At 55.2% G+C, this 22,080-nt stretch carries 23 protein-coding genes; 11 read left to right on the forward strand and 12 right to left on the reverse strand.

The window, feature by feature from the left end; all coding sequences use genetic code 11:
- Nucleotides 1-21: 21 nt before the first annotated feature.
- Both ACJ8IM_RS09095 and ACJ8IM_RS09100 read right to left on the reverse strand, forming a co-directional pair.
- Nucleotides 22-1,596, reverse strand: coding sequence for an HNH endonuclease signature motif containing protein (locus tag ACJ8IM_RS09095; RefSeq protein WP_072265371.1), 1,575 nt, complete (start codon nt 1,594-1,596; stop codon nt 22-24).
- A gap of 420 nt (nt 1,597-2,016) precedes the next feature.
- Nucleotides 2,017-2,322 carry a hypothetical protein gene (locus tag ACJ8IM_RS09100; RefSeq protein WP_144337661.1) on the reverse strand — a complete coding sequence of 102 codons (306 nt, stop codon included), beginning with the start codon at nt 2,320-2,322 and terminating at the stop codon, nt 2,017-2,019.
- A gap of 322 nt (nt 2,323-2,644) precedes the next feature.
- Here ACJ8IM_RS09100 and ACJ8IM_RS09105 point away from each other — a divergent pair, with 322 nt between their 5' ends.
- On the forward strand, nt 2,645-4,198 hold the full coding sequence (locus tag ACJ8IM_RS09105) for a methyl-accepting chemotaxis protein (RefSeq protein ID WP_033655298.1): 1,554 nt from the start codon (nt 2,645-2,647) through the stop codon (nt 4,196-4,198).
- Between the two features lie 45 nt (nt 4,199-4,243).
- Here ACJ8IM_RS09105 and fbp read toward each other — a convergent pair whose 3' ends face one another.
- A complete protein-coding gene (fbp, locus tag ACJ8IM_RS09110) occupies nt 4,244-5,248 on the reverse strand; it encodes a class 1 fructose-bisphosphatase (RefSeq protein WP_004933587.1) in 1,005 nt (334 codons plus the stop codon).
- A gap of 169 nt (nt 5,249-5,417) precedes the next feature.
- On the opposite strand from fbp, the gene mpl reads away from it, so the two are divergent.
- A complete protein-coding gene (gene mpl, locus ACJ8IM_RS09115) occupies nt 5,418-6,797 on the forward strand; it encodes a UDP-N-acetylmuramate:L-alanyl-gamma-D-glutamyl-meso-diaminopimelate ligase (protein ID WP_033636810.1) in 1,380 nt (459 codons plus the stop codon).
- Nucleotides 6,798-6,994: 197 nt separating this feature from the next.
- Here the strand turns inward: mpl and yhcN (ACJ8IM_RS09120) are convergent, their stop codons facing one another.
- From yhcN (ACJ8IM_RS09120) to argR, 3 genes are all read right to left on the reverse strand, one after another.
- Nucleotides 6,995-7,258 carry a peroxide/acid stress response protein YhcN gene (gene yhcN, locus ACJ8IM_RS09120; protein ID WP_033648684.1) on the reverse strand — a complete coding sequence of 88 codons (264 nt, stop codon included), beginning with the start codon at nt 7,256-7,258 and terminating at the stop codon, nt 6,995-6,997.
- Nucleotides 7,259-7,378: 120 nt separating this feature from the next.
- Complete coding sequence (yhcN, locus tag ACJ8IM_RS09125) at nt 7,379-7,642, reverse strand: peroxide/acid stress response protein YhcN (protein WP_033638655.1); 264 nt, start codon at nt 7,640-7,642, stop codon at nt 7,379-7,381.
- A 403-nt stretch (nt 7,643-8,045) separates the two neighbouring features.
- Nucleotides 8,046-8,516, reverse strand: coding sequence for a transcriptional regulator ArgR (gene argR, locus ACJ8IM_RS09130; RefSeq protein WP_004933572.1), 471 nt, complete (start codon nt 8,514-8,516; stop codon nt 8,046-8,048).
- Nucleotides 8,517-8,980: 464 nt separating this feature from the next.
- On the opposite strand from argR, the gene mdh reads away from it, so the two are divergent.
- Nucleotides 8,981-9,919, forward strand: coding sequence for a malate dehydrogenase (gene mdh, locus ACJ8IM_RS09135; RefSeq protein WP_033636811.1), 939 nt, complete (start codon nt 8,981-8,983; stop codon nt 9,917-9,919).
- A 66-nt stretch (nt 9,920-9,985) separates the two neighbouring features.
- Here the strand turns inward: mdh and ACJ8IM_RS09140 are convergent, their stop codons facing one another.
- Nucleotides 9,986-10,246: a helix-turn-helix domain-containing protein gene (locus ACJ8IM_RS09140; protein ID WP_033636812.1), complete on the reverse strand. Its 261-nt coding sequence runs from the start codon at nt 10,244-10,246 to the stop codon at nt 9,986-9,988.
- A 181-nt stretch (nt 10,247-10,427) separates the two neighbouring features.
- On the opposite strand from ACJ8IM_RS09140, the gene ACJ8IM_RS09145 reads away from it, so the two are divergent.
- Entirely contained in the window at nt 10,428-10,784 is a 357-nt protein-coding gene (locus tag ACJ8IM_RS09145) for a DNA-binding protein (RefSeq protein WP_033655297.1), read from the forward strand.
- 48 nt (nt 10,785-10,832) lie between these two features.
- Here ACJ8IM_RS09145 and ispB read toward each other — a convergent pair whose 3' ends face one another.
- On the reverse strand, nt 10,833-11,804 hold the full coding sequence (ispB, locus tag ACJ8IM_RS09150) for an octaprenyl diphosphate synthase (RefSeq protein ID WP_033636815.1): 972 nt from the start codon (nt 11,802-11,804) through the stop codon (nt 10,833-10,835).
- Between the two features lie 270 nt (nt 11,805-12,074).
- Between ispB and rplU the strand changes: the two genes are divergently transcribed.
- The 4 genes from rplU (at nt 12,075) to cgtA (ending at nt 14,927) form a co-directional block, all read left to right on the forward strand.
- A complete protein-coding gene (gene rplU / locus ACJ8IM_RS09155; RefSeq protein WP_004933561.1) occupies nt 12,075-12,386 on the forward strand; it encodes a 50S ribosomal protein L21 in 312 nt (103 codons plus the stop codon).
- Between the two features lie 17 nt (nt 12,387-12,403).
- Complete coding sequence (rpmA, locus tag ACJ8IM_RS09160; RefSeq protein WP_004933559.1) at nt 12,404-12,661, forward strand: 50S ribosomal protein L27; 258 nt, start codon at nt 12,404-12,406, stop codon at nt 12,659-12,661.
- Between the two features lie 105 nt (nt 12,662-12,766).
- A complete protein-coding gene (locus tag ACJ8IM_RS09165) occupies nt 12,767-13,738 on the forward strand; it encodes a DMT family transporter (RefSeq protein ID WP_033655296.1) in 972 nt (323 codons plus the stop codon).
- Between the two features lie 16 nt (nt 13,739-13,754).
- Complete coding sequence (gene cgtA, locus ACJ8IM_RS09170; protein WP_004933553.1) at nt 13,755-14,927, forward strand: Obg family GTPase CgtA; 1,173 nt, start codon at nt 13,755-13,757, stop codon at nt 14,925-14,927.
- Between the two features lie 36 nt (nt 14,928-14,963).
- On the opposite strand, the gene pmrB is transcribed toward cgtA, so the two are convergent.
- The 3 genes from pmrB to dacB are packed head-to-tail and all read right to left on the reverse strand — an operon-like array spanning nt 14,964 to nt 18,126.
- A complete protein-coding gene (gene pmrB / locus ACJ8IM_RS09175) occupies nt 14,964-16,025 on the reverse strand; it encodes a two-component system sensor histidine kinase PmrB (protein WP_033655295.1) in 1,062 nt (353 codons plus the stop codon).
- Nucleotides 16,022-16,684 (reverse strand): two-component system response regulator PmrA, encoded by a 663-nt coding sequence (pmrA, locus tag ACJ8IM_RS09180; protein WP_033655294.1) that lies wholly within the window; start codon nt 16,682-16,684, stop codon nt 16,022-16,024. The genes pmrB and pmrA overlap by 4 nt, the downstream gene beginning before the upstream one ends.
- Before the next feature lie 8 nt (nt 16,685-16,692).
- Nucleotides 16,693-18,126 carry a serine-type D-Ala-D-Ala carboxypeptidase gene (gene dacB / locus ACJ8IM_RS09185; RefSeq protein ID WP_033648675.1) on the reverse strand — a complete coding sequence of 478 codons (1,434 nt, stop codon included), beginning with the start codon at nt 18,124-18,126 and terminating at the stop codon, nt 16,693-16,695.
- 256 nt (nt 18,127-18,382) lie between these two features.
- Here dacB and greA point away from each other — a divergent pair, with 256 nt between their 5' ends.
- Nucleotides 18,383-18,859: a transcription elongation factor GreA gene (gene greA / locus ACJ8IM_RS09190; RefSeq protein ID WP_004933539.1), complete on the forward strand. Its 477-nt coding sequence runs from the start codon at nt 18,383-18,385 to the stop codon at nt 18,857-18,859.
- Between the two features lie 112 nt (nt 18,860-18,971).
- On the opposite strand, the gene yhbY is transcribed toward greA, so the two are convergent.
- The gene (gene yhbY / locus ACJ8IM_RS09195; RefSeq protein WP_004933536.1) at nt 18,972-19,265 is read right to left on the reverse strand and encodes a ribosome assembly RNA-binding protein YhbY; all 294 of its coding nucleotides are present in this window, start codon (nt 19,263-19,265) and stop codon (nt 18,972-18,974) included.
- A gap of 143 nt (nt 19,266-19,408) precedes the next feature.
- Between yhbY and rlmE the strand changes: the two genes are divergently transcribed.
- Nucleotides 19,409-20,038: a 23S rRNA (uridine(2552)-2'-O)-methyltransferase RlmE gene (rlmE, locus tag ACJ8IM_RS09200; RefSeq protein WP_004933533.1), complete on the forward strand. Its 630-nt coding sequence runs from the start codon at nt 19,409-19,411 to the stop codon at nt 20,036-20,038.
- Between the two features lie 56 nt (nt 20,039-20,094).
- Nucleotides 20,095-22,026: an ATP-dependent zinc metalloprotease FtsH gene (ftsH, locus tag ACJ8IM_RS09205; RefSeq protein ID WP_004933529.1), complete on the forward strand. Its 1,932-nt coding sequence runs from the start codon at nt 20,095-20,097 to the stop codon at nt 22,024-22,026.
- The last annotated feature ends 54 nt before the right edge of the window (nt 22,027-22,080 follow it).

The following is a 22,080-nucleotide window of genomic DNA, read 5'->3' on the forward strand; positions in this document are numbered from 1 at the left end:
GACTCATCTATTCCTGCCATGTCAACGTACCCCTTTATGTTTGTTATGTAAAAATCTCTCCCATTTTTTATTCAATTTTTTAAAATCTAAATCAATTGAATGCTTTCCTATTCTCTTTCCTTCAAACAAATTTGAATATATACACTCGACATTGAAATGAACTGTTAGATTTTCGGGATTTATCCCCAACTCATCATTATCGAACATGTAATGACAATCCGCAGAAAGTAAGATCCCGTTACTAGTGTCCATGTTATGATTAACGGCGTACTCCTCAATATGACACGCTTGCAAAATGCTAACGAGAACCTGCCCTGTAACCGCACAACGGTAGAAGAAATTATTTGCAATGCGACGTTTAAAATCAATTTGAGCCGATTGTTCTCGCTGGGAAATAGTTGTAACAACGCTCTCAGCATTTAATTTTACATCAACAGTCTCAACGTATACGACTTTTGAGAATATTCTTTTTTTGACAATACCTCGTGAATTAATCGGTTCTATTTTGCCTCTTACTCTTAAAATATGTATCTTATTTTGTGACTTTTTTTCCGTGGTGTTTAATTTTTCATTATAAAATTTATTATATGTATACATAGATATAAACGTGCTTAACTTGCTCTCAGAATACTCTTTATTTCTTGCCCTCTCTATGGCATGAATTTTACTTTCTGCATCTTTACACTCAATAAAATACATTAAAGTATTAAAGTAACTAAACGCTCCCTCAATAACGTGATTATTATAATACTGTGAAGTAAGTTCTTTGTTGAGACATATCCTAGCAGCATCTCCCACTGGCATTTTTTTAATTAATTCTTGGTACAAGTCTTTATTGAAATATCGTGACTCTTGGTTTTTAACTACTTTTGATAAACTCAGGGTATGTGTTTTTAATTCTTCATGTTTGATGGTTGCCTTCTCTAGAACAAAGTTACTAGCAACCTCAACTTTGCCGGGCTTTTCATTTAAATTAGTTGATGAAGAAGAGTATTTGTTAATTTGACTCATTCTATATAATTCAATTCTAGCCTCTTCCTCAATCAATTCTTTTCTTCTTTTCTCTCTTAAAAGCCTAGCCTCTAATTGCTCTTCAGTCATGCCAGAGATATATTCATATGAGCCTTGATGAATATATGAAGTGCTTTTATTTATTTTTCTCAATGAGGATGTTGCTTGTCTGTCAATATGGTTCCTTTGCATTAAAATTTTATCAAGAAAAACCAAGGTAGCTCTCATTGATTCTATTTTCTTTTTTGTATGAATGTTATTTTTCAAAGAATTTAAAATGTCTTTCTTCTTTGAAACTACCTGTTGAGAGGATAGGTTATATAAACTATAAACTACCTTGTCTTCCAAAGAAATTTTTCTTTGTATGTTCTTGTTTTTTTCTGCTGCTTTTTTACTTTCTATTTTCTTTTTAATCCCTGGAAATCTTTTAGATTGTTCTTCAAGGACTAATTTTTGCTTTCTTTCTAGCTCTATATTTTTAGGTTCATTGGACTTAACAAGCATTTCAGTTATAGCGATAGCACTATCACTCTCTGAGGAGTTAATTGCATCCAATAATGCCTGAGCCATGATGCTATTTTTCATATTTCACCAAATCAACAATGTGTTTTCTATATGATTGCAGACTATTGATTATTACTTCGATACGCTATCATAACAAGATGTTACATGGCAAGGTTTACTTATTAACTTTATGACAGGAATTTGATATTATTCAAGCAATAATCGCTAGTGGAAACTAGTGCAACAATGGAATATTATCTTTGAACGATAATCCTTGAAATGGATTTTTTATTTCAATCTCGCTTAGTCTGTTCATCCAGAGGAAAAAGCACCAATTTTAGATACGTATTTGTTACGCGTTGGAATCGCTGACGTAAGTTGATCGATAAAAGAGTGCTGCCTGCCGCTTACTGAATGGATCATTAGTAAAAGCAAGACATCCCCGAATTTTAATTTCTATCGCTCCTAATTCTTGTAATCGAAATTGACTTTTCTTAATTTTTAATTACTGATCAAGTTCTTGCTCAATGTTAGGTGTTTTGCGGGATGGAACTTTACGAGAACCACCTTGGCTTCTAAACCTATCTCTTGCAGTGTTTGTAATGATTTAAGCAGGGTTAACACTTGCTTTGAAGTATCCATCATGAGCGGAGTAAGATTTTCTTGATACTCGGCGATACGTTTTTTCGTTTCAGATTTCGAATGTGTACGCAATGAACGCCGGATCTCTCTACGTTTACCAGATGGAAGAACATTAACTTTTCGGTAATACCAGATCCCATGTCGACTCAGCATAAGAGATGCCATTGAAAATACTCCTTGGTGTCACAAGTGAAATGTACTGAAAGCGTGCATGTCCATTGTTGGAGTACTTTTTACTACTAATCAATTAGTTAGATATAATGTCGTTCTATTATAGCGGACTCTTTTGCGATTTCCTGCCCTTTTCATCGTCGAAAACCCCGCGCGCCGACGCAGGGAGAATTTCCAGATTAATCCCGCCGCGGCATGAAGTTTTGCCTCCGCCTGCCGATAACTTCAACAAACAATAATGAGCCAGCAAAGCTGGCTCCGCGTTTTGCCACCCCTACTACGTCTGATCTCACTATTCTGAAGCCGGGAAGAACTCATGCTAAAAAAGATTACGGTGAAGGCTGGGCTGATCGCCCTGCTGAGCCTGATGACCATGCTGCTGATCATGGTCAGCGTTATTGGCGTCAACGCGATTAACGAAGGATCGCGCTCGATCCATACCTTAAACCAGATCCTCGGCGAAGAGCTGGGCTCGCTGGCCAACAGCTCCAACCTGACGCTGCGCGCCAGAACCGCCGCCTCGCTGGCGGTGCGCCAACGGGAGATCGGCCAGACTGATGTCTCCGACGCCACCGTGGGCCGCATCTACGGTTACCTCGAGCAGTCGAACAAGGAAATGGCGCGCTTTGTCGGCGTCGGCACCGTGACCGAGCGCGGCCGCGAACTCTCCAACCGCCTGCAAAACAGCTACCGCGCCTATCTGGAGCAGGGTGTGAAGCCGATGGCCGCCGCCATCAAGGCCGGCAAGATTGATGAGTATTATCACATTCAGGAGACGCGAATCTCCGCGTTGAGCATCGCGTTTGAAAAGGATCTCAGCGATTTCCGCAGCTTCGCCATGAAGCTCGGCGCGCAGCAGGTGTATGACGCGGAAAGCAATGCCAGTACCAAGATCACGCTGATCGTGGTGGCGGGCCTGCTCAGCGTGCTACTGGCGGTGCTGGCCTGGTTCGCGCTGCGGGTGATCATTCTGCGCCCGCTGGACGAGTCCATCGCGCAGCTGGAACACATCGCCGGCGGCGATCTGACCCACGAGATCCGCGGCGAGGGCGATACCGAGATGGGCCGCCTGGTGCGGGCGATGCAGCGCATGCAGCAGGCGCTGGCCAGTTCGGTCAGCAAAGTGCGCGACGCCAGCAGCCAGATCGACACCGGTTCACGCGAACTGGCGGCCGGCAACCTGCATCTGGCGCAGCGCACCGAAGAATCGGCCGCTTCGCTGGAAGAAACCGCCGCCAGCATGGAACAGCTGACTTCGACGGTGAAAATGAACGCCGAGAACTGCGAACAGGCCAACCAACTGGCGCTGAGCGTGTCCGATATCGCCAACCAGGGCAGCGAGGTGGTCAGCCAGGTGATGAGCAAGATGCAGGCGATCACCGACAGCTCGCGCCGCATCGCCGACATCATCAGCGTGATGGACGGCATCGCCTTCCAGACCAATATCCTGGCGCTGAACGCGGCGGTGGAAGCGGCGCGCGCCGGCGAACAGGGCCGAGGTTTTGCGGTGGTGGCCGGTGAAGTGCGTAATCTGGCGCAGCGCAGCGCCCAGTCGGCGAAAGAGATCAAAGGGTTGATCGAAGCGTCGCAGAACCGGGTGCAGGAAGGCGAGCAGATGGTGGAGTCGGCGGCGCAGACCATGAGCGGCATTACCGGCGAAGTGGGCCGGGTGACGGCGTTGATGCGTGAGATCTCGGCGGCGACGCGCGAACAAAGCAGCGGTATCGAACAGGTGAACCTGGCGGTGGCGCAGATGGATCAGGTGGCGCAGCAGAATGCGGCACTGGTGGAAGAGTCGGCGGCGGCGACGCGCTCGCTGGAAGATCAGGCTCAGCTGCTGGCGCAGAGCATGGCGGCGTTCAAGCTGTAAGGCGATAAGGGTTCGGCGCGGCGCCGAACCCTTGCAAAGAACGCGTTACTCGTCCGGGTTTTCGGCGATGAAGCGTTCCGCGTCTTCTACCATCGACTTGGTGCCGACGAAGAATGGCGCGCGCTGGTGCAGTTTCACCGGCGTGATGTCCAGAATGCGGTTTTTGCCGTCGCTGGCCTTACCGCCGGCCTGTTCGGCCAGGAACGCCATCGGGTTGCATTCGTACAGCAGGCGCAGCTTGCCTTGCGGGTGGCTGGCGGTGCTTGGGTAGATGTAGATGCCGCCTTTCAGCAGGTTGCGGTGGAAATCCGCCACCAAGGAACCGATGTAGCGCGAGGTGTAAGGGCGCTGCGTCGCTTCATCCTGCTCCTGGCAGTACTTGATGTATTTCTTCACGCCGAGAGGGAACTTGATGTAGTTGCCTTCGTTGATGGAATACATGTTGCCGCTCGCCGGGAAACGCACTTTCTCGTGGGAGAGGCAGAACACGCCCAGAGACGGATCGTAAGTGAAGGCGTGGACGCCGTAACCGGTGGTGTACACCAGCATGGTGGACGAACCGTAAACCACATAACCCGCTGCGACCTGGGCGCTGCCCGGCTGCAGGAAGTCTTCTTCGGTCACCGGCGTGCCGACCGGCGTGATGCGACGGTAGATAGAGAAAATCGTACCGACCGAGACGTTGACATCGATGTTGGACGAACCGTCCAACGGATCCATCAAAACGACATACTTGGCATTTTCAGCTCGCTCGCCGTCGAATATCACGATTTCATCTTCTTCTTCGGAAGCGATACCCGCAACTTCACCACGCGCTTTCAACGCCGCTTTCAGTTTTTCGTTCGCGTACAGGTCCAGTTTCATCTGAACTTCGCCCTGTACGTTGGACACCCCGCTGGTGCCCAGAATATCAACCAGGCCGGCCTTGTTGATGTCGCGGTGGATGATTTTGGCGCCCAGTTTAATTGCAGAAAGTAACGCGGTCAGCTCGCCGGTGGCGTGAGAGAAGTCGTGCTGTTTCTCGACGATAAATTCGCCTAACGTTTTCATGACACAATCCCTGAATCTACGGATGGATAGCGGCCTGTTAACAAACCGCCAACGTTTTCGCGTGCAGTGTAGCCCAAAGATGCGCGCTATTCATAGGCAAATCCATTTCTTCTGGACGATTCTGAGCGTTAGAATATGCCGACATTCGATGCACTCACATGAGAAACCTATGCGCATTCACATTCTTGGGATCTGTGGCACCTTTATGGGCGGGTTGGCGATGCTGGCGCGCTCACTGGGGCATGACGTCACCGGTTCGGACGCCAACGTCTACCCGCCGATGAGCACGCTGCTGGAGAACCAGGGGATCGATCTTATTCAGGGTTATGATCCGGCCCAGCTGGATCCGGCGCCGGATCTGGTGATCATCGGCAACGCCATGACGCGCGGCAACCCGTGCGTGGAGGCGGTGCTGGAACGTGGCATCCCTTACGTTTCCGGCCCGCAGTGGCTGCACGATGCCGTGTTGCGCGATCGCTGGGTACTGGCGGTCGCCGGCACCCACGGCAAAACCACCACCGCCGGCATGGCGACCTGGATCCTCGAGGCCTGCGGCTACCAGCCCGGCTTCGTCATCGGCGGCGTGCCGGGCAACTTCGACGTATCGGCGCGCCTTGGCGGCAGCCCGTTCTTCGTGATCGAGGCCGACGAATATGACTGCGCGTTCTTCGACAAGCGCTCCAAGTTCGTGCACTACAGCCCGCGCACGCTGATCATGAACAACCTGGAGTTCGACCACGCCGATATCTTCGACGATCTGAAAGCCATCCAGAAACAGTTCCACCACCTGGTGCGTCTGGTGCCGGGCAAAGGCAAGATCATCCTGCCGGACAACGACAGCCACCTGAAGCAGGTGATGGCGATGGGCTGCTGGAGCGAGCAGGAGCTGGTGGGGGAAGAGGGCACCTGGCGCGCACAGAAGCTGACGCCGGACGCCAGCCATTACGCTGTGTTCCTCGACGGCGAACAGGTCGGCGAAGTGAACTGGGCGCTGGTGGGCGAGCACAACATGCATAACGGCCTGATGGCCATCGCCGCCACCCGCCACGTCGGCGTGCAGCCGGCGGACGCCTGCCGCGCGTTGGGCGATTTCATCAACGCCCGCCGCCGCCTGGAGCTGCGTGGCGAAGCCAACGGCGTCACGGTCTACGACGACTTCGCGCACCACCCGACGGCGATCCTGGCCACTCTGGCCGCGCTGCGCGGCAAGGTCGGCGGCACGGCGCGCATTCTGGCGGTGCTGGAGCCGCGCTCCAACACCATGAAAATGGGCATCAGCAAAAACGATCTGGCGCCTTCGCTCGGCCGCGCCGACGAGGTGTTCCTGTTCCAGCCGCACCACATTCCGTGGCAGGTGGCGGAAGTGGCGGATGCCTGCGTGCAGCCGGCGCATTGGAGCGCGGATCTCGACACGCTGGTGGACATGGTGGTAAAAACCGCACAGCCGGGCGATCACATTCTGGTGATGAGCAACGGCGGTTTCGGCGGCATTCACGACCGTCTGCTGGACGCGCTGGCGAAAAAGCAGGAACCGAAAGTCACCTACTGATCGCTCAGCCGCATCAGCCACATCAAGGGCCGCATTCGCGGCCTTTTTTACGCCCATAAAAAAGCCCTCGCGAGCGAGGGCAACGGGGTTCGTCGGATAGGACGACGAGAGGGTCTCTGGGAAATCGGCGTTTGCGTCAGAACTCGGCAGTGGCAGTGACGAGGGTAATCAGCTCTGCAAAGCCGTTCCCAGAGTTGTTATTTGTAAATCTCGGCGGTGGCGTGGTAGTTGCCTTCGTTACGCGCTTCGATCACGCGGTAGGCGGTCGCGCCTTTCGCGTCGGCTTTGTCGGACAACGCCTGGCGAATGTCGGTCGGCGCGCCGTCGATGCCGCTGACGGTGATGGTGCCGATAGATTGCAGATTGGCGGTCTGATCGTTAGTCACCAGCTGGGCGGCGGAGGCGCCGAAGGAGATGACAGACAGCAGGCCGAATGCAGCGAGAGTAGTTTTCATGTTCATGATAGCGATCCTTGGTCATAACAGCCTGGAAGGGCTTGGCAGCGATTTTTATTCTTGAAGGCCGTTATGACAGCGTTTGATTCCAGAGATGTATTGCCCGTTGCCGGGTAATGCCGGTACTTATTTGTAGATTTCAGCGGTTGCGTGGAAGCTGCCGTCATTGCGGGCTTCGATTACGCGGTAAGCGGTCGCCCCTTTGGCGTCGGCTTTGTCGGACAGCGCCTGGCGGATGTCGGAAGGCGCAGCGGCGACGCCGCTCACGGTGATTACACCGGCCGGTTGCAGTTTTGCGGCCTGAGTTGCATCAATAGATTGTGCTGCGAATGCACCAAAGGAAAGCATGGACAGAACGCTCAGGGTTGCAACGGTAGCTTTAATTTTCATCATCTCACCTCATCGTATTCTTTTATCAGTTCCAACGAACTGTGATTCAGTTCACGAAAATGAGTATACAGCTAGTAACGCGAAAAATTAATAGTTAGCTAACAGTTGCTAGTGAAACTTTAACCTTATGATCCTTATTTTTTATAACTGTAAGGAATAAAAAACGCTCACAAAACGATCTTTTGATGTTAAATTTATGTAATTTCAATAAGGTAAGTGCTTTTGACCAAAAGTGCGGAAGATCACAGTGGGTACTGCTGGTTACATGTAGATGTCATGGAAATGTGTTGCTGAGGGATAAAAAAGCAGTGTTAAACGCGGTTGAGGGCGGGAAAGGTAACGTAAGAGTTAAAGAAGCGCTAACAAAGTGCGGGCTAAAGCCGCACTTTGTTAGCGCCAGGTTTCACAGCTCTTGCTCGAACACGCCCAGAATAGCCTCATGCAGTTTCTGAGCGGTAAAGCCGTTGGACGGGGTGACGAAAATCGTGTCGTCGCCGGCAATCGTGCCGAGGATGCCCTGGGATTTCCCCAATGAGTCGAGCAGGCGGGCGATCAGCTGCGCGGCGCCCGGGCTGGTGTGGATCACCACGACGGCGTCGTTATGGTCGACGTCCAGCACCAGATTCTTCAATGGGCTGGTGGTGGTCGGCACGCCGAGTTCGGCAGGAAGGCAATACACCATTTCCATTTTGGCATTGCGCGTACGTACCGCGCCGAACTTGGTCAGCATGCGCGATACTTTGGATTGGTTAATGTTTTCGAAGCCTTCTTCTTGCAGCGCCAAAACGATCTCGCCTTGAGAACTGAATTTTTCTTCTTTCAATAACGCTTTGAACGTCTTGATCAGATCTTCCTGTTTTGCGGGATTACGCATTTTGCACCGTGGAATGTTGATAGTGGAAGTCATGATTATGCATATAGATGAATTTTTATGCAACAAAGGCCGACCCAAAGAAAATAAGCATGACCGGGCGGCGAGGAAAGGGCGGCATTTTAACAAAATCCGGCCGCGATGAATATGCCCTTTTGGCGACGGAAAATCGGCCCGCAGTGGTAAATAAAATGTTATTAAAATGATGTTGTTCTGATGTTGCGTAAGGGTGTAATGTAACGGCCGGTTAACTTGCTCGTGAATAACCTCGCACTATTTTTGATTAGTGTGCGCTATGCCCTTCATGCGTAAGCGATTTAATCTAAAATGGGCGCGACAGCGGCCGTTTTATTACACCTGCAGGCAAGAATTGGCTAATTTATTGTTTTGAAAGGTGTAATGACTTAAGGTCCGTAACCAACACATTCACGGCGCTTTATATATTTAAGATAATAAAGGAGTATAGGATGAAAGTTGCAGTTCTCGGTGCTGCTGGCGGTATCGGCCAGGCCCTCGCCCTTCTACTCAAAACCCAGCTTCCTTCAGGTTCTGAACTCTCTCTCTACGACATTGCCCCCGTTACCCCAGGCGTTGCCGTCGACTTAAGCCACATCCCAACCGCAGTTAAAATCAAAGGCTTCAGCGGCGAAGACGCGACCCCGGCTCTGCAAGGTGCGGACGTGGTGCTGATTTCCGCCGGCGTGGCCCGTAAGCCAGGCATGGATCGCTCTGACCTGTTCAACGTTAACGCCGGCATCGTGCGTAACCTGATTGAACAAGTGGCGAAAACCTGCCCGAAAGCCTGCATCGGCATCATCACCAACCCGGTTAACACCACGGTCGCCATCGCGGCGGAAGTGCTGAAAAAAGCCGGCGTTTACGACAAGAACAAACTGTTCGGCGTGACTTCGCTGGATATCATCCGTTCCAACACCTTCGTGGCCGAGCTGAAAGGCAAGCAGCCGGAAGAGCTGAACGTGCCGGTCATCGGCGGCCACTCTGGCGTGACCATCCTGCCTCTGCTGTCGCAGATCCCAGGCGTGAGCTTCACCGATCAGGAAGTGGCGGATCTGACCAAGCGCATTCAGAACGCCGGCACCGAAGTGGTGGAAGCCAAAGCCGGCGGCGGGTCTGCAACGCTGTCCATGGGCCAGGCGGCCGCCCGTTTCGGTCTGTCTCTGGTGCGTGCGCTGCAGGGCGAGAAAGGCGTTGTGGAATGCGCTTACGTTGAAGGCGACGGCAAATACGCTCGCTTCTTCGCACAGCCGCTGGTGCTGGGCAAGAACGGCGTTGAAGAGCGCAAGGATATCGGCACCCTGAGCGCCTTCGAGCAGAAAGCGCTGAACGAGATGCTGGACGTGCTGCACAAAGATATCGAACTGGGCGAGAAGTTCATCAATAACTGATCGACGCCGATAGTCAGCCGATAAACGCCGCCGGACGCTGTTCCGGCGGTTTTTTTTGCTCCGCGTTCACGATTTGATGCGCGCCTTGCGATCCAGCAGGCAATCGCTGTGCGGATCGTAATAGCGGCTTGGCCAGATCTCCGAGGGGTGGACGCCTATCGCTTCGGCGATCAGCCATTCCCCCTTCGGCCACGGGCGCGACAGCGCGTTGGCCAGCGTCGATGAGCTTAATCCGGCCTTGCGCGACACTGCCGCCAGCGTGGTGCCCTGCTTGCGTAGCGCCGCGATGATATCTGCCGGATGCCAATCTGGGTTCCTTGAATTCATGTTTACATTCCTTTTCTGATTAGCCAAAGTTGCGTTAGTGGTATAACTAACGGGTCAAGGTTAAGCGCATGAACAACGTGAAACGCTTATTCGGAAACCAGAATACCATTAAATTTCCTAAAAAATACCCAAGTAATTTCCAAAAAATGACGTTGCCCACTATTGCCCAGAGATGATGGCTATGAAAAAAGAGTGGTTTGCCGCCAAGGAACTGACAGGCATCGCAGGATTACCTTCCTCACCACAGGGAATCAATCTGATGGCCCGGCGCGAAGGCTGGATCAGCCGCAGGCGTAAAGGCGTGCAGGGAAAAGCGTTGGAGTACCATATCGACAGCCTGCCTTCAGACGTGCGTAACCTGCTGGTGCTGAAGGAAGACGGGGCGGCATATGACGTAGAGCGTCAGGATCCGCTGGCGGTCTGGATCGAGTATTACTACCATTTGACGGAAAGCGAGCGCGAGAAAATGGTGGCTTTCCTGATGCGGGAAGGGATCGGCGGCCTGCTGGCGCGTATCGACGAAGAGAGCAATACCTAGGCAGGCCCGCGTATGCGGGCCTGATGGTTTTTAAGAAATATTAATTTCTTAAAAGTCGCGTTGCACCGCCAGATGGGCCAGGCCCTCCAGCGCCGTGCGGTGCTCCGATGCCGGCAATGCCTGCAGCGCGGCGATCGCCTTGTCGGCCTCTTCCTCGGCGCGTTTGCGGGTGTATTCCAGCGAACCGCATTGCTGCATCGCCTGCAGCACCGGCTCCAACAGGTGACGGCCGTTGCCTTGCTCAATCGCGCCGCGGATCATGTCACGCTGGGCGTCGTCGCCGTTGTGCATCGCGTGCAGCAGCGGCAGGGTCGGTTTCCCTTCGTTCAGATCGTCGCCGGTGTTTTTGCCCAGGGTGCTGCCGTCGGCGCTGTAGTCGAGCAGATCGTCGATCAGCTGGAAAGCGGTGCCGAGGTAGCGGCCATAGTCTTGCAGCGCCCGTTCTTGCTCAGCGCTGGCGCCGGACAGGATCGCCGACGATTGCGCCGCCGCCTCGAACAGACGGGCGGTTTTGCTGTAGATCACCCGCATATAGCTTTCTTCGCTGATGTCGGGATCGTGCACGTTCATCAACTGCAGCACTTCACCTTCGGCGATGACGTTGACCGCTTCCGACATCAGCGCCAGCACGCGCAGGGATTCCAGGCTGGTCATCATCTGGAAGGCGCGGGTGTAGATAAAGTCGCCGACCAGCACGCTGGCGGCGTTGCCGAACGCCGCGTTGGCGGTGGCTTTGCCGCGGCGCATGTCCGATTCGTCAACGACGTCGTCATGCAGCAGCGTGGCGGTATGGATGAATTCGATCAGGGCGGCCACGGTGACGTGCTTGCTGCCTTCATAGCCCAATGCCCGCGCCGCCAGGACGGCGATCATCGGCCGGATGCGCTTACCGCCACCGCTGATAATGTAATAGCCAAGCTGATTGATGAGCGTGACATCGGAATTCAGCTGTTCGAGAATTGTTGCGTTCACGGCCGCCATATCTTGCGCGGTTAACTCGGTAATTTGCTCTAGGTTCATTGTATTTTTTTCAGCTGTGTTTCTCTTCACCGCGTTGAGATCGCTGCTCACATCGGTACATGGCGGTAACTGTCCCTATGATTGTACTTGAAAAACGGTTCAGATAAACGCCACGAAAGAAACTGCGCTTTTTTTCTTCTTTTTTCTTGTTCTGGTCTTATTCTGCTCTTGTCATGCGCTGCTTTTTTGCGTAGAATTCGCGCCCTATTGTGAATATTTATAGCGCGCTCTGAACTAACACAGTCGGGCACGCGGAAAGCGGAGTTTTATATGTACGCGGTTTTCCAAAGTGGTGGTAAACAACACCGAGTAAGCGAAGGTCAGACCGTTCGCTTGGAAAAGCTGGACATCGCAACTGGTGAAGCGGTTGAGTTTGACCAGATTCTGATGATCGCTAATGGCGAAGATATCAAAATCGGCGTTCCTTTCGTCGATGGCGGCAAGATCAAAGCTGAAGTCGTTGCTCACGGTCGTGGCGAGAAAATTAAAATTGTTAAGTTTCGTCGTCGTAAACACCACCGTAAGCAGCAGGGCCACCGTCAGTGGTTCACTGACGTTAAAATCACCGGCATCAGCGCTTAAGTTAGGAGAGCGGATTAATGGCACACAAAAAGGCTGGCGGCTCGACTCGTAACGGTCGCGATTCAGAAGCTAAACGTCTGGGCGTAAAACGCTTTGGCGGCGAAGCAGTACTGGCAGGCAGCATCATCGTTCGTCAGCGCGGCACCAAATTCCACGCTGGTACCAACGTGGGTTGCGGCAAAGACCACACTCTGTTTGCTTTGAAAGACGGTAAAGTCAAATTCGAAGTTAAAGGCCCGAGCAATCGTAAATTCATCAGCATCGAAGCTGAATAATTTTTCGAGCCTTACGAAATAGATGTAAGCCCCGCAATTCGTTGCGGGGCTTTTTACATTTATGGGTTGCCTGAGGGCAGGCCCGTCAGCGTTGGCGAAGGTGATATGGATACGAAGCAGCAGGTCGGCGTTGGCATTTCTCTGGCGTTAACCACGGCGGTTTGCTGGGGCGCGTTGCCGATTGCGATGAAAGAAGTGTTGGTGGTGATGGAGCCGTTTACCGTTGTCTGGTATCGCTTTACCATGGCCGCCATCGGTTTGGGCGCGATCCTCGCGGTGCGCGGCAAGCTGCCGCCGCTGACGATGTTCCGCCAGCCGCGTTGGCTGCTGCTGTTGGCGATCGCGACGGCGGGGCTGCTGGGCAACTTTGTGTTCTTCAGCTCCTCGCTGCAATACCTGAGCCCGACGGCGTCGCAGGTGATTGGCCAGCTGTCGCCGGTGGGCATGATGTTCGCCAGCGTGCTGATTTTAAAAGAACGCATGCGTATCACCCAGGTCATCGGCGCCCTGATGCTGATTTGCGGACTGATGCTGTTTTTCAACGTCAGTCTGATAGAGATCTTCACCCGGCTGACGGACTACACGCTGGGCGTCATGCTGGGCGTGTGCGCGGCTATGGTCTGGGTGAGCTACGGCGTGGCGCAGAAGGTGTTGCTGCGCCGGCTGGCTTCGCCGCAGATCCTGGTTATGTTGTACACTTTATGTGCGATGGCGTTGTTCCCTCTGGCCAAACCCGAGGTGATTTTCCAGCTGAGCGGCTGGCAATTGGCGTGTTTGCTGTTTTGCGGCGCCAATACGCTGATCGGCTACGGCGCGCTGGCAGAGGCGATGGCGCGTTGGCAGGCGGCGCAGGTAAGCGCGTTGGTGACGCTGACACCGCTGTTTACCCTGCTGTTTTCAGATTTATTGGCGTTGGCCTGGCCCCAGGCATTCGCCGCGCCGACGCTGAACATTGTCGGCTATGTCGGTGCGTTTGTGGTTGTGGCGGGCGCCATGTTTTCCGCAATTGGTCACCGGTGGTGGCCGCGACGGGCAGAACCCCCCCTGGTTGCTCCTTTGAAGCAGCCCGGTGAATGATTTACGGAGACGGTAAATGAAGTTTGTAGATGAAGCAGCGATTCTGGTCGTTGCAGGCGACGGCGGCAACGGATGCGTCAGCTTCCGCCGCGAAAAATATATCCCCAACGGTGGGCCTGACGGCGGCGACGGCGGCGACGGCGGCGACGTCTACCTGCTGGCGGACGAGAACCTCAACACCCTGATCGACTACCGTTTTGAGAAGTCTTTCCGCGCCGAGCGCGGCCAGAATGGCCAGAGCCGCGACTGTACCGGTAAACGCGGTAAAGACGTCATCATCAAGGTGCCGGTCGGCACGCGCGTGAAGGATCAGGGCACCGGCGAGATCCTCGGCGACATGACCCGCCACGAGCAGAAGCTGATGGTCGCCAAAGGCGGCTGGCACGGCCTGGGCAACACCCGTTTCAAATCTTCGGTCAACCGCGCGCCGCGTCAGAAGACGCTGGGTACCGCCGGCGAAGCGCGCGACCTGTTGCTGGAACTGTTGCTTTTGGCCGATGTGGGCATGCTGGGCCTGCCAAACGCCGGCAAATCGACCTTCATCCGCGCGGTGTCCGCCGCCAAGCCGAAGGTGGCCGATTATCCGTTCACTACGCTGGTGCCGAGCCTGGGCGTGGTGCGTATGGACCACGAGCAGAGCTTTGTGGTCGCCGACATTCCGGGGCTGATCGAGGGCGCCTCCGAAGGCGCTGGCCTGGGCATTCGCTTCCTGAAACACCTGGAGCGTTGCCGCGTGCTGCTGCACCTGGTGGACATCGCGCCGATCGACGAATCCGATCCGGTGGAGAACGCCAAAGTCATCATCAACGAGTTGAACCAATACAGCGAAAATCTGGCGCAGAAGCCTCGCTGGCTGGTGTTCAACAAAATTGATGTGATTGGTGAGGAAGAAGCCGCCGAACGCGCCAAGGCGATTGTGGAAGGCATGGGCTGGGAAGGGAAGTACTACATGATCTCCGCCGCCAACCGCGAAGGCGTCAACGCGCTGTGCTGGGACGTGATGAACTTCATCAACACCCAGCCGAAAGCGATGGCGATCGAAGAAAGCGCACCGGAAAAAGTCGAATTCATGTGGGATGACTACCACCGCGAGCAAATCGCGGAAGTGGAAGCCGAAGCGGAAGATGACTGGGATGACGACTGGGACGAAGACGACGACGAAGGCGTCGAAATCATTTACCAGAAGTAATTCGGTGATAAGGGGCTCAGCAACGCTGGGCCCTTGTTATTTAAGCGCCTTTTCCGGCAGCCAGCACTGGGCGTTCAGGCCGCGCGCATCGCGGCGGTTTTCCAGCGTCAAACGCCCCTGGTGCAACTGCACGATGCGGATCACGATATTCAGGCCCAGCCCACTGCCGCCGTAGCGTTGATCCATGCGGCGAAACGCCTGCGTCAGCTCCCCGACCATCTCTTCCTTGATCCCCGGGCCATCGTCGATGACTTGCAGCAGATAGCCGTTGTCTTGCGGCGTTAACTGCACCTGTATCGCGCCGCCTTCAGGGCCGTAACGGTGGGCGTTTTCGACCAGGTTGCGCAGCAGCAGCCGCAGCAGCACCGGATCGCCGTTTACTGTGGCAGTAGCCGGCAAGTGCCAGTCCAGCGTCTGCCCACGTTGGGCGGCCATTTCGTCGAGCTCTTCACGCAGCGGCTGGATCACATCGGCCACCCAATCGACATGCTGATAATGGCCGCGGGCGAAGTCTTGCCCGGCGCGCGACAGCATCAGCAACTGCTCGACGGTGTGCATCAACTGATCGATGCGGGCGATCAGCGCCTGGCTGCCCTTGACGCCCTGTTTCTCCATCAGTTCCAGATGCAGGCGGATGCCGGCCAACGGCGTGCGCAGCTCGTGGGCGGCGTCGGCGGTGAACAGGCGTTCCTGTTGAATGGTGTTGTCCAATCGTGAGAACAGCTGATTGAGTGCATTGGTGACCGCCACCATTTCCTGGCTGTCGCTGGCGATCGGCAGCGGCGTCAGGTTATCGGCAGAGCGCTTTTCCAGCCGTTTCTGCAATTGGTTGAGCGGGCGGATGATCCAACTGATGGCCCAAAACGACGCCAGCAGCGTGACGATCATCATGATCAGCGAAGGCGCCAACAGCGACGCGATGGCCTCGGCGATCTCGCTATCGACGCGTTCGGTACGCACTTTGGCGGACAGGGTTTCGTCCACCAGGAAGCCGATCTGTTCCTGGCTTTCGTGCCACAGCCAGAAGGCGCTGATGAGTTGCGTGACCAGCAGGATCAGCGCCAGCATCAGCAGCAGGCGGCGGCGCATGCTGATCATGAGGAGGGTTCCAGGCGGTAGCCGATGCCGCGCACGGTGCGGATGCGATCCTTGCCCAGTTTGCGGCGCAGGTTGTGAATGTGTACTTCCAGCGTGTTGGAACCTAAATCGTCTTGCCAGGTATAGAGATCCTGCTGCAGGAGTTCACGGTTGACCGTCTGCCCGGCACGCATGATAAGACGCGCCAGAATGGCGAACTCTTTCGGCGTGACCTCCACCGGCTGCTGCTGCAGGTAAACCTGCTGGCTGGAGAGGTTCAGCTGCAGATCGTCCACCTGCATCAGATTGTCGCTGTGCCCCTGGTAGCGCCGCAGGAGGGCGCGCACGCGCGCCTGCAGCTCGACCAGCGCGAAGGGTTTGACCAGGTAGTCGTCGGCGCCGGCGTCCAGCCCGTCGACGCGGTCTTCCAGCGCGTCGCGGGCGGTCAGGATCAGCACCGGCAGATCGATCTGTTGGCGGCGCCACTGCCGCAGCAGCGAGGCGCCGTCGGTGTCCGGCAGGCCGAGATCCAGGATCACCATGCTGTATTGGCTGGTGATGAGCAGGCTGTTGGCCTCCGCCGCCGTGGCGGCGCAGTCGCAGACGTAACCTTCGCCGGTCAGCGCCAGCGCCAGCCCCTGTTGCAACAGTTCATCATCCTCAACGACCAGCAGCTTCATGATGATCCTCAGTTGTTTTGGTAAATATCCCGATACAGGCGGCTTTCGAAACGCACCAGCGGCGCGCGGCGCTGTTTCTGATCCTCCGGCGGCACGGCGTAGCCGGAGAGATACTGCACGAAGGCCATGCGCTGGCCGCTGGCGGTGGTGATGAAGCCCGCCAGGTTGTACACGCCCTGCAGCGCGCCGGTCTTGGCCGACACTTTGCCGTCGACGCCGGCTTCGTGCAGGCCGCCGCGGTAGCGCAGGGTGCCGTCATAGCCGGACAGCGGCAGCATCGAGATGAAGTTCAGCTCGTTGTCGTGCTGCGCGATGTACTGCAGCGCCTGCATCATGGTCGCCGGCGCCAGCAGGTTGTGGCGCGACAGGCCGGAGCCGTCGGCGATGATGGTGTTGCCCAGATCGATGCCGGCCTTCTGGCGCAGCACCTGGCGTACCGCATCGGCACCCGCTCGCCAGGTGCCCGGCACGCCGAAGCGTTCGTGGCCGATGGTGCGGAAGACGGTATCGGCGATCATGTTGTCCGATTTTTTCAGCATGATCTTCAACAGATCGTGCAGCGGCGCCGACTGGGTTTGCGCGATCACCGTGCCGGTGATGCCGGGACGCGTCTGGCGTTTCAAGTGCCCGTCGATCTGGATGCCGGCCTGGATCAGTTCGTCTTTCAGGATGGCGCCCGCATAGCTGGCACCGTCCTGGATGGCGAAGGCCAGCGGCAGCGGTTCGCTGCGCTGCGTCAGGCAGCCGGTCAGGGTAAAGCGGTTCAGCTCGCCCGGCACCACGTCCAGTTCGCAGTACTGCGCGTCTGCAGAGCCGCGCGCCAGGGTGCGCACCTGGCTAAACATATTGACCGGATAATAGGAGGCGACGCGGATAAACGCCATGTCGCCCGGATTCGGCGCGCTGTACAGCGAGACCGAGAAACAGTTGCGATCGACGATGGCGGCGGCCGGCGGCGCGCTGAAGCACTGCGTCAGATCGTTCCACGGCCAGCCGGGCGCCTTGTCATGGCTGGCGAAGACCGAGGTATCGACCAGCACGTCGCCGCTGATTTGGCGCACGCCCTGTTTCTTCAGGACGGCCACCATATTGCGCAGGCTCTGGCGTTTGAAGGTCGGATCGCCGCTGAAGCGGGCGATCAGGTTGCCGCGCAGCACGCCGTCGCGGATATCGCCCTGGCTCTCCAGCGTGGTGGTGAAACGGTAATCGGGCCCGAGTTGCAGCAATGCCGCCAGCGCCGTCAGCACTTTTTGGGTACTGGCCGGCAGCGCCATCTGCTGAGAGTGATAATCGATCGTCGGCGCGCCGGCACCGATTTTCTGAACGACCAGGGCAAGGTTGGCCCCATCAGGCAGATATTGTGTGTACTCTTCAACCGGGGCCGCATTCGCATTCAGAACAAATGCGCAAGCCAATGCACTGACAATTCGTGAAAAACGCATAATCTCGGGATAACAGCTGGATAACGTGCCGTCATACTACGGTGCAATCAGGGAAAAAGTAAACGATGACCCTCAAGGAACTCTAGGCTAAAATGCGTATCAAAATGCAAAACCGATCTTGGCTTGGGCTCCGTTCCGAGTCAGGTTTCTTTTGTTTGTCGCCTGGAGGCGGGTGGCGGTATGCCAACCGTGTTTTCATACGAATACGTCAGGATGACGGTTATTTGAACAGGAAAGATTTAGAGGTATTTATACGATGAACCAAATTCCGATGACCTTGTTTGGCGCTGAAAAACTGCGCGAAGAGCTCGAATATCTGAAAAGCGTGCGCCGCCCGAAAATCATTGCGGACATCGCTGAGGCGCGCGAGCACGGCGATTTGAAAGAGAATGCCGAGTACCACGCCGCCCGCGAACAGCAGGGTTTCTGCGAAGGCCGCATTCAGGAAATCGAAGCCAAGCTGTCCAATGCTCAGGTGATCGATATCACCAAGATGCCGAACACCGGCCGAGTGATCTTCGGCGCCACCGTATCGGTGATGAATCTGGACAGTGAAGAAGAAGTGACTTACCGCATCGTTGGCGACGATGAGGCCGATTTCAAGAAAAATCTGATTTCGGTAAACTCGCCGATGGCGCGCGGCCTGATCGGCAAAGAGCAAGACGATGTGGTGGTGATCAAAACCCCTGGCGGCGACGTCGAGTATGAGATCCTGAAGGTTGAGTATCTCTGATCGAGGCCGTTGGTCATTAATGCGCCAACGTTTTGTAAAGATAGGAAAAAGGCCGCAAGCGGCCTTTTATCTTGGTCAGGCGCATGGCACCTTTTCGTTAACCTGATGGTTATTAACGCGGTAGACTGATCTTGCGCTCTTTCGACGGGCGGTAAAGAATAAGCGTACTGCCGATAACTTGCACATTGCAGGCGCCCGTTTCACGCACGATAGCATCGGCGATCAGGGTTTTGGTTTCGCGATCTTCAGCGGCGATTTTTACCTTGATCAGCTCGTGATGCTCCAGAGCCTGTTCAATTTCAGCCAGCACCCCTTCGGTAAGACCGTTATTGCCCAGCATCACCACCGGTTTTAACGGATGCGCCAGGCCTTTCAGGTGCTGTTTTTGTTTATTATTCAGATTCATTGTCTTTTTTGCTTAAGTTGGGATTGAAAACGGTACATTCTACCGCCATCTCATGTATATCACCAAATCGGTCTTCACCGGTGTGAGTCTACGTGAGCAGCGACCCTGACATAAGACTCTTTTTATGATAGTTGGAAAACGAGATGGCTAATAAAAAGCGTTCGGCTAGCTCCAGTCGCTGGTTACAAGAACACTTTAGCGATAAATATGTACAGCAGGCGCAGAAAAAGGGACTGCGTTCCCGCGCCTGGTTTAAACTTGATGAAATACAGCAGAGCGACAAACTGTTCAAACCGGGCATGACCGTGGTGGATCTCGGCGCCGCGCCGGGCGGCTGGTCGCAGTATGTGGTCACCCAAATCGGCGGTACCGGGCGCATCATCGCCTGTGATATTTTGCCAATGGATCCTATCGTTGGCGTCGATTTCCTTCAGGGCGATTTTCGTGATGAACTGGTGCTGAAGGCGCTGTTGGAACGAGTAGGCGAGAGTAAGGTTCAGGTGGTCATGTCCGATATGGCCCCGAATATGAGTGGCACCCCGGCGGTCGATATTCCAAGGTCGATGTATCTGGTGGAGTTGGCGCTGGATATGTGTCGGGATGTCCTCGCACCAGGCGGAAGTTTCCTGGTGAAGGTGTTCCAGGGAGATGGCTTTGACGAGTACCTACGGGAAATTCGCTCCCTGTTTACGAAGGTTAAGATTCGTAAGCCAGACGCTTCCCGCGCCCGTTCGCGCGAAGTGTACATTGTAGCGACAGGGCGCAAACTGTAGTACCCTAACGCTGTTTGTTAACACAGTTGTAAGATGAGGTTAATCCCTTGAGTGACATGGCGAAAAACCTAATTCTCTGGTTAGTCATCGCGGTAGTGTTGATGTCTGTATTCCAGAGCTTTGGGCCCAGCGAGTCGAATGGCCGTAGGGTGGATTACTCTACCTTCATGTCCGAACTGACCCAGGACCAGGTTCGCGAAGCGCGAATCAACGGACGTGAAATTAACGTTACCAAGAAAGACAGTAACAAATACACGACCTACATCCCTGTCAACGATCCTAAGTTGCTGGATACGTTGTTAACGAAGAATGTGAAAGTTGTCGGCGAGCCGCCTGAAGAGCCGAGCCTGCTGGCTTCTATCTTTATCTCCTGGTTCCCGATGCTGTTGCTGATCGGGGTCTGGATCTTCTTTATGCGGCAAATGCAGGGCGGCGGCGGCAAGGGCGCGATGTCCTTCGGCAAGAGCAAGGCCCGCATGCTGACGGAAGACCAGATCAAGACCACTTTCGCCGATGTCGCCGGTTGTGACGAAGCGAAAGAAGAGGTGAGCGAACTGGTGGAATACCTGCGCGAGCCGAGCCGTTTCCAGAAATTGGGCGGCAAGATCCCGAAAGGCGTGCTGATGGTTGGCCCGCCGGGGACCGGTAAAACGCTGCTGGCGAAAGCGATCGCCGGCGAAGCGAAGGTGCCGTTCTTCACCATTTCCGGTTCCGACTTCGTCGAAATGTTCGTCGGCGTGGGTGCATCCCGCGTGCGCGACATGTTCGAGCAAGCGAAGAAAGCCGCGCCGTGCATCATCTTCATCGATGAAATCGACGCCGTCGGTCGCCAGCGTGGCGCCGGCCTGGGTGGCGGTCACGATGAGCGCGAACAGACCCTGAACCAGATGCTGGTTGAGATGGACGGTTTCGAAGGCAACGAAGGCATCATCGTCATCGCGGCCACCAACCGTCCGGACGTGCTTGACCCTGCGCTGCTGCGCCCGGGCCGCTTCGACCGTCAGGTCGTGGTCGGGCTGCCGGATGTGCGTGGCCGTGAGCAGATCCTGAAGGTGCACATGCGCCGCGTGCCGTTGGCGGCCGACATCGACGCCTCCGTCATTGCGCGCGGTACGCCGGGCTTCTCCGGTGCCGATCTGGCTAACCTGGTCAACGAAGCGGCGCTGTTCGCCGCCCGCGGCAACAAGCGCGTGGTGTCGATGGTGGAGTTCGAGAAAGCCAAAGACAAGATCATGATGGGTGCGGAACGCCGCTCCATGGTGATGACCGAAGCGCAGAAAGAGTCGACCGCGTATCACGAAGCGGGCCACGCCATCATTGGCCGCCTGGTTCCTGAACACGATCCGGTGCACAAGGTGACGATCATTCCTCGCGGCCGTGCGCTCGGCGTGACCTTCTTCCTGCCGGAAGGGGATGCGATCAGCGCCAGCCGTCAGAAGCTGGAGAGCCAAATCTCTACCCTGTACGGCGGCCGTCTGGCGGAAGAGATCATCTACGGGCCGGAGAAAGTCTCTACCGGTGCGTCGAACGACATCAAAGTGGCGACCTCCATCGCCCGCAACATGGTGACCCAGTGGGGCTTCTCCGAGAAGCTGGGGCCGCTGCTGTATGCGGAAGAAGAGGGCGAAGTGTTCCTGGGCCGTTCCGTGGCCAAGGCGAAGCACATGTCGGATGAAACCGCGCGCATCATCGACCAGGAAGTGAAGTCGCTGATCGAGCGTAACTACACGCGTGCTCGCTCGCTGCTGATGGAAAACATGGACATCCTGCACTCGATGAAGGATGCGCTGATGAAGTACGAAACCATCGATGCGCCGCAGATCGACGATCTGATGAACCGCAAAGACGTGCGTCCGCCTGCGGGTTGGGACGATGCGAACAAAGGCAACAGCTCCGACAACGGCGGCACCCCGAAAGCCCCGACGCCGGTAGATGAGCCGCGCACCCCAACGCCGGGCAACACCATGTCCGAACAGCTCGACAAGTAACTGCGGCTGTGTAATAACATCAAACCCCGGTACGCCGGGGTTTTTTTTGCCCGG

It is taken from the genome of Serratia sp. CY33525, from assembly GCF_052169115.1.
Taxonomy (GTDB): domain Bacteria; phylum Pseudomonadota; class Gammaproteobacteria; order Enterobacterales; family Enterobacteriaceae; genus Serratia; species Serratia sarumanii.